The organism is Calditrichota bacterium, assembly GCA_014359355.1.
Classification (GTDB): domain Bacteria; phylum Zhuqueibacterota; class Zhuqueibacteria; order JANLFK01; family Oleimicrobiaceae; genus Oleimicrobium.
Genome location: JACIZP010000155.1, coordinates 1 through 7,583, shown reverse-complemented (window position 1 = coordinate 7,583; position 7,583 = coordinate 1). Strand labels below are relative to the sequence as shown.

The following is a 7,583-nucleotide window of genomic DNA, read 5'->3' as shown; positions in this document are numbered from 1 at the left end:
GTCGGTGACAAGCACGTTTGGCAGCCTGATGGTGGACACGGTGGTTTGCGACACGGTTGCCCAGGTCACGGGGCTTGCTGCGAACCAGCGTTACTTCTGGCGCGTGTGCGGCATCAATCAGTATGGGAGCAGCGACTACTCGGCGGTGGCAAGCTTCATGACGGGCGACTACTTCTCACGAATCGATGGGCTTGCCACCGGAAGGACTGACTTCGCACTGTTGCAGAACTACCCCAACCCTTTCAACCCGGAGACAACAATCGAATTCGCCGTAGCGCGTGAGTGCCTTGTGCAGCTTAGGGTCTACAACTTGTTGGGGCAGGAGGTAGCGACACTGGTGAACTCATGGTTGCCTGCTGGGAGGTATAGGGTTCGGGCGTCATCGCAGGAGCTAAGGCCTGGCATCTATTTTTACAAGATGACGGCGGGCAACTTTTCGAAGACGAGGAGAATGGTCGTGCTCGAATAGCCGAAGTTCCCTAGTCTGCGTTCCTTCAAAGCGAACCGCGAGTTGCAATGTGGATCAAGTCCTGTCTTGGGCTCAAGAATGCGCGTGGCTGGTGAGAATAATTCGGGAAAAGGAGGATTGATGAGTCGATCGCGAGTTGCCACGATCATCGTTATGCTTTTGTGGGGTCCGTTGCTTCTGGCCCAAGGGCAGCAGCCACCTGCGGACCCCTGGGTCGACTACGTGGCTGGTGAGTACGATATCATACCTGATGTCACGTACCACACTGCCAACAACACTGACTTGAAGCTGGACTTGTATGTGCCGAAGGACCGCTCAAGGATGCGGCCAGCGGTGCTGCTGTTTCACGGCGGTGGATGGGTGGCGGGGCAGAAGGAGCGGAATGTGTTGCAGCTGTTGCCGTATTTGCGTTTGGGCTGGGTAGCGGTGAACATCGAATACCGCATTGCGCGGAACTCTTTGGCACCTGCGGCGGTGGAGGACTGCCGTTGTGCACTGCGTTGGGTGTGGAGCCACGCCGCAGAGTACGGTATCGACCGCAGCAAGCTTGTGCTGACCGGAGGCTCGGCCGGCGGGCATCTCGCGCTCATCACTGGCATGTTGCCGCAGTATTCGCCGTTCGACCGCCAGTGCCCGACGGAGGGCAGCGTTCGCTGGAGTGGTGCGCAGGAACCGGCAGTGGCTGTTGCTGCCATCGTCAACTGGTACGGCATTACGGATGTGGCGGAGCTGCTGCAAGGGCCTAACGCCAAGCACTATGCGATCGAGTGGTTTGGCAGTATGAAGGAACGTGAGGAGTTGGCTCGTGAGGTATCGCCCATCTCCTACGTGCGCAAAGGGCTGCCGCCAATCATCACCATCCATGGCAGTGAAGACGACGTTGTCCCTTACGGACAGGCCACGCGCCTCCATGCCGCGTTGGACGCAGCCGGCGTACCCAATAAGTTGGTGACCGTCGCGGGAGGCAAACACGGTGGCTTTGACCGGAAAACGCTGATTGACTGCTTCGCGGAGATTCGGGAGTTCTTGCGCAGGCACGGACTCGTTGCGCAGTAAAACCTTCCGAGCCATGGCCTCCGCTGCATCATGAGGCCGAGCCGCGAGTGTTCCTTCAGGGGGCGACATGCTTCGCAGGATGCCCCGAGACCTGGCCGGCTCCGGGTTACGATTGTAGAGTCCGAGGGAGGGCCTGGCCAACCGGCCCAGTGGGTGAGTTGACTCTTGAGCAGGTGGAAACCGGGGCATTTCCTTTGCGACTCCGCGGGAGACACATCACATGAAGCTCGGACGAGTGGTTGTAATGGTCACTCTTTCCGCGGTAGCGGCTACGAGCGTTTTCGCAGCCGGAATCCCGCGCCTGGCCAAGCAGGGTGGCGCTGTTCAGCTCCTCGTAGACGACAAACCGTTCCTGATTCTCGGCGGTGAATTGGGCAACTCCACGGCCTCCGACTTGCAGGCACTGGCGGCTGTGTGGCCCAAGTGTGCGCAGCTGGGCCTGAACACAGTTCTTGCGCCCGTGTACTGGGAACTGCTTGAGCCCCAGGAAGGTGTGTACGATTACGCCCTGGTGGACGGGCTCATTGCCCAGGCGCGACAGCATGGCTTCCGCCTCGTGCTGCTGTGGTTCGGTTCCTGGAAGAACAGCATGTCCTGCTATGCTCCCCTGTGGGTGAAGGCTAATCCAGATCGCTTCCCACGCGCCCGCGACCGATCCGGACGGCCACTTGAGATCCTCTCGCCGTTCCACGAGGCGAACCGCGAAGCGGACGCCCGCGCCTTCCGCAGCTTGATGCGTCACCTGCGCAAATGTGACGGCGGCCGGGGCACCGTGCTCATGGTCCAGGTGGAAAACGAAGTGGGAATGATACCTGACCCGCGGGACTACGGGGAGAAGGCGACCGAGTTACTCGCCGGCGAAGTCCCCGCCGCGTTGATGCAGTACTTGGTCTCCCACCGGGAGAGCCTACGTCCAGAGCTTGCGGAACTATGGAGCAAGAGTGGGTTTCGTACCTCCGGGAAATGGGAAGAGGTTTTCGGCCCGGGGGAGCGCACCGAGGAGCTATTCACCGCGTGGTATCTGTGCCGGTACGTGGACGAAGTCGCGGCGGCGGGCAAAGAGGAGTACCCGCTTCCCATGTTTGTGAATGCTGCCCTGAACAGGCCAGGGCACCGGCCTGGAGAGTACCCCAGCGGTGGCCCTCTGCCGCACTTGTTGGACATTTGGCAGGCTGGCGCTCAGGCGATCGACTTTTTCGCTCCCGATATTTACTTCACCGATTTTGCCAACTGGTGCGAGCAGTACACCCATGCAGGGAATCCGCTGTTTGTACCCGAGGCAAGCCGCGGAGAGCAGGCGGCCGTGTATGCGCTCTACGCGGTTGGCCAGCACGATGCCCTCGGTTTTTCCCCCTTCGCTATCGAGTCCATCGCTGATCCAGGCTCGCACCCCCTGGGAGAGGCCTACCGGCTCCTGGGCGAGTTGGCTCCGATCTTGCCTGACTACGTAGGTCGGGACAAGCGGGCAGGAGTCCTGCTGGGTCAGGAGAAGCAGAAGGCCGTCGTCAACTTCGACCCCTACGTCTTGACCGTGGCGCATGACTTTACCTTCAAGTGGGCAAGGCGGCCGGAGAACTTGACCTCCTGGCCCGAAGTCGGAGGGCTCATTCTCAGGACCGACCGTGACGAGTTCATCGTCGCCGGCAGCGGCATCATCGTCACCTTCTCTTTCGCAGAGGGAACGCGGCAAGTAGCAGGGATTGCCCAAATCGATGAAGGGAGCTTCGTCAGATGTCGGTTTGTGCCGCGCCGTCGACTGAACGGGGACGAGAGTCATCAGGGCAGGCACCTGCGCATCCCCTTTGGCCAGTTTGGCCTGCAGCGGGTGCGCCTGTATCGGTACTGGTGAAGCAGCCTAGCCTTGCAGTTGCTTCTCGGGGCGCGTGCTCCTCGAGAAGAATGCCCGTCGTTGGACTCCTGGCCAAAGAAATCAGGGCTTACCAGGATGGCTTCCCATGTTTGAATCGCCGCATGTCGCCCAATCCTGAGCTCTCGCTGCAACTTGCGGAGGTCGAAGACCACGATCTTCCCCTGGGACAGATTCTACCGGCGGAAGGGTGCTTTGCTTTGGCTCTAAGGCAATCTTTGGTCGACGGAAAGGCCTGGGCCTCTCGGAGCGGGACATCGCAGAGGACGGTTCGCGGTGAGAGGGCAGGCTGGGTTGCGCATGGGCAGATCAGCCCGAATTGCTAGAGTCCCTGCGGCATGAACTGTTGAGTTCGATTACAAGGAATGCTGAGACCCGACGCCTCGGGCCTTTGCAGTTGTCTTGCGCCTGATACAGATAGTGGTTTCTGCTATTCTCGACCGAGGGGTGTGGAGTGGTCTCGCAACCAGAGCACGACTGGCGCTATCTTGGACGTCCGGCCTTGCCTCCGCAGCCATGATGAGCGTCGGCCGTCGGCACCACCCTCCTACTTGATCTCCAGCGTGACCACAGACTTGGATGGCAGGGAAACGGCGAGTGTATTCTTCTCTATCCTCCATCCTGAGAAAGGCCTGATACTCACCTTTTCCGGTTTTCCAAAGTCATTGTAGTCATTCATCGCTGGAGAAGTGATGATTTCTCCGCGCACCCGTGTAGGTCGCTCCGCCCCACGCACGTCGATCTCAACCTCCAGGGCCTTTTTGGGATTGATGTTGGCGAGGGAGACGTGGATCCTGCCTTCGCTGTCCCTCGAAGCGGAGGCGCTCACGCTCGGGAGGGCCATGCCGTCGAACTCGTAATCTTCGCACGTCACGGTGATTGGCAACAGAGTGGCGTCCTGATGCACTTTGTACATCTTGAACACGTAGAAGGTGGGCGTCTTAACGAGTTGCTCGCCTCTTGTGAGCAACATCGCCTGCAGCACGTTGATGGTTTGGGCGATGCAGGCCATCTTGACCCTCCGGGCGTGGTTGTTGAAGATGTTCAGGTAGAGGGCAGCCGTGACTGCGTCGCGTAGCGTGTTTTGCTGAAAGAGGAAGGCAGGGTTGGTGCCTGGCTCAACATCGAACCAGTTTCCCCACTCGTCGGCAATCAGGCCGATTCTGTTCTCTGGGTCATATTGATCCATCAAGGCGATGTGCCGTTCTAGTCTCTGCTCCGTGAGCAGGGTATTCTTCATCGTGTGAAACCAGTCGTTCTCGGTGAACTCCGTCGCCGAGCCTTTGTGGTCCCATCCATGGCAGAAGGTGTAGTAATGAAACGAGTAGCCCTGGATCAGGTGCGTATACTTCTGCGTCTTCTGGAGCAGGACTTCAGTCCAATGGTAATCGGCATCGGTTCCACCGCTCGCCACCCTGTAGAGGTTTCCGAAACGCAAGTAGGTTGAGAACTGTTTGAAGAGGTCGGCATAGAACTCCGGGGTCATGTTTCCCCCGCAACCCCAGCTTTCATTGCCCACAGCCCAGAATCTGACGTTCCATGGCTGTTCGCGGCCGTTCTTCTTGCGCAGCTCCGTCATGGGACTCTGTGCATCGGAGTTCACATACTCCACCCACTCCGCAGCTTCTCGCACCGTCCCACTGCCCACATTCAGGCATATGTACGGCTCGGCACCCAGGAGCTCACACAGGTCAAGGAATTCGTGGGTGCCGAAGCTGTTGTCTTCGGTCACTCCCCCCCACGTGGTATTGACAATGCAGGGCCGCTGGTCTCTGGGCCCGATTCCATCCTTCCAGTGGTAAGTGTCGGCAAAGCACCCCCCGGGCCAGCGTATGACCGGAGGGGCGATCTCTTTGAGCGCCGCAATCACATCGTTTCTGATCCCCCGGGTGTTGGGGATCGGAGAATCCTCGCCAACCCAGAACCCGCCATAGATGCAGTGGCCCAGATGTTCGGCAAAATGGCCGTAGATGTACTTGCTTATCTTCTCCTTCCCGAGATCCACGTTGATGACGACCCTATTTGGCCTGGTTGCGGCAATCAGCCCGTTAATGCCCACTGTGCCGCACAAGAGCAGTACTATGATACAACGCATAGGCTTTCTCCCACAATAGTTGTGTGTAGATTCTATCCCCAAATCGGCATGGACCAGCACTTTCCGGGTCGAGGCCCGTGGCCCCAGGCTTAGCCGAGCCTAAGCGGCTCCACAAGCGTCGAGGCCTCAGCTCTCCGCTCCCGGCCCAGGGTTGCCACATGTTACGGCCCACCGTTCTACAAGCACGTTCCCTTTTCGCGAATATACCCAACCGGTTAGAAAAACGCAAGCAAAAAGTGACCTCGCCCCCGCAAGTCCTGCAGCGGCGCTCGCTGCGCGGCCTGCACAGATGTGCGCGGGCGAATTGGAAGCTAATTAGACCGATGCCGCGCAATCATTCCCGGGGGCGGTGGCGCGTGCCCCGCGTCACTCGGTCTTTGCTGGCATGACTCCGGCCCTGTCCTCGACCTTCTGCTTCGCGACGGCGCTTTTGCTGCTGCGGGCACGGCGCGCAATCGGTGGGGCGAGGGCCCCCACAGCGGGCGAGTTGAAGGCCGTCAGCGTGCTCTCGACCAGGCGCATCTGCGTCAGAGCCAGCAGGAAGGAGAGAGTGGACTCAGCTCCCTGGTTGAGGTTGATCCTGTCCACGTGCAGGGCGTCGTGGCAGCCGCCGGTGTTCGGGTCGTATACAGGCAGGCCAAGGTCGTTGCGTCCCAGGAACCACTCGAACGCCTTGCGCGCCTCGTCGTACCAGAAAAGGTCGTTGGTGGCAAGATAGGCCTCCAGACAGGCCGCAGTCATAGACTGCGCCTCCAGGGGTTGTTGGTCAAATCGGGCCTTTTTGCCACCGCGCGCATAGAAGCCATCGGAGCCGATGGGAGCGAAATGCCCTGCCTTGGCCGTCTGGACTTCCACCAGCCAGCGCAACGAGGCAAGGCCGATTTCCAGGGCTTCCTTGTCCGGCAGCCAACGTCCCACCTGGATGAGCGCCTGCGGAAGTTTGCCGTTGTCGTAGGTCACCACCTGCTCGAACCACTGCCAGTCAGGCGCAGCATTTTCCTTGTAAAGGCGCACCAGGCGCGCACCAAGCTCGCAGCGCACTTGATGAACGCGGCGATCTCCCCGCAAGTGGCGGCAATACTCGTTGATTCCCAAGAGCGCCGTTGCCCAAGCCCGGGGTGAGGTGAGCTCGGGCATCACCGGCAGCGCCCGTTCAAAGAGCGGCAAGGCCCACATTTGGAAGGGGCGATGGCGTGACCTCCCTATGCAGGCTCCGAGTGCCCACAACACCCGCCCTTGGCAGTCGTCCGAGCCAACCTCCTCTTGCCAATGGCGGTCAAAGCTCATGAAGTTGCGGAAGCGGCGAGCGCGTTCGTTGAAGGCGTATTCCACAAAGGCCGCACAACGCACCGCCAGCTCGGTGACCTCGGGCCGCTGCACGCCGGCTTCCTCTAACAGGACGGCAAGCAGCAGTCCACGCGCATTGTCGTCGGTGCAGTAGCCCGTGGCCAAGTGTGGAATCGAGAAGCGAGCATGCTGCAGGATGCCGGTCGAGTCCGTCATTTTCAGCAGATGGTCGAGCTTGATGGTAGGCAGGCCCACGCGTTCTTCATCAAGCGTCTTGACCAGGAAGGGGCGTGGCTTGCGCAGGCGGCTGACGCGCGCCTTTTGCAGGGATTCCACGTACAGATGAGCGATATTGCTCCACACCATCTCCCGTCCCAGCATGTAGGCGCGTTTGCGCATAGCATGACGGCGCGGCTCATCCTGAAGCAAGGCTACGACTTCCCGGGCTATCGCCTTGGGGTCATCGAACGGGACCAACACGCCACGGTCGTCCGCCAGGAGTTCCTCCGCATGCCAGTAGGGGGTGGACACTACCGCCTTGCCGCAGCCAAATGCATAGGAGAGCGTGCCCGAGGTGATCTGCGCGCGGTTGAGGTATGGAGTGATGTAGATGTCCGCAGCGCCCAAGAACTCCTTCAATTCCTCAATGTCCACGAAGCGGTTGTAGAAAATGACGTGCCGCTTGATGCCCAACTCCCGCGCCAGCCTTTCCAAGCTGAGGCGGTATGACTCGCCCTCGCGCCGAATGAGGTTCGGATGCGTAGCCCCCAGCACGATGTACACGACGTTGGGAACCGCCGCCACGATGT

Annotated in this window: 5 protein-coding genes; 3 read left to right on the top strand and 2 right to left on the bottom strand. The window is 60.0% G+C overall.

What is annotated here, in order from left to right; all coding sequences use genetic code 11:
* The 3 genes from H5U38_06365 to H5U38_06355 form a co-directional block, all read left to right on the top strand.
* A partial coding sequence (locus H5U38_06365; GenBank protein ID MBC7186641.1) for a T9SS type A sorting domain-containing protein occupies positions 1 to 469 on the top strand: 469 nt, incomplete at its 5' end.
* Between the two features lie 153 nt (positions 470 to 622).
* Entirely contained in the window at positions 623 to 1,525 is a 903-nt protein-coding gene (locus tag H5U38_06360) for an alpha/beta hydrolase (GenBank protein MBC7186640.1), read from the top strand.
* Between the two features lie 244 nt (positions 1,526 to 1,769).
* Entirely contained in the window at positions 1,770 to 3,374 is a 1,605-nt protein-coding gene (locus H5U38_06355) for a DUF5597 domain-containing protein (protein MBC7186639.1), read from the top strand.
* A gap of 565 nt (positions 3,375 to 3,939) precedes the next feature.
* On the opposite strand, the gene H5U38_06350 is transcribed toward H5U38_06355, so the two are convergent.
* Both H5U38_06350 and H5U38_06345 read right to left on the bottom strand, forming a co-directional pair.
* A complete protein-coding gene (locus H5U38_06350) occupies positions 3,940 to 5,487 on the bottom strand; it encodes an alpha-N-arabinofuranosidase (protein ID MBC7186638.1) in 1,548 nt (515 codons plus the stop codon).
* Positions 5,488 to 5,853: 366 nt separating this feature from the next.
* A partial coding sequence (locus H5U38_06345; protein ID MBC7186637.1) for a glycosyltransferase occupies positions 5,854 to 7,583 on the bottom strand: 1,730 nt, incomplete at its 5' end.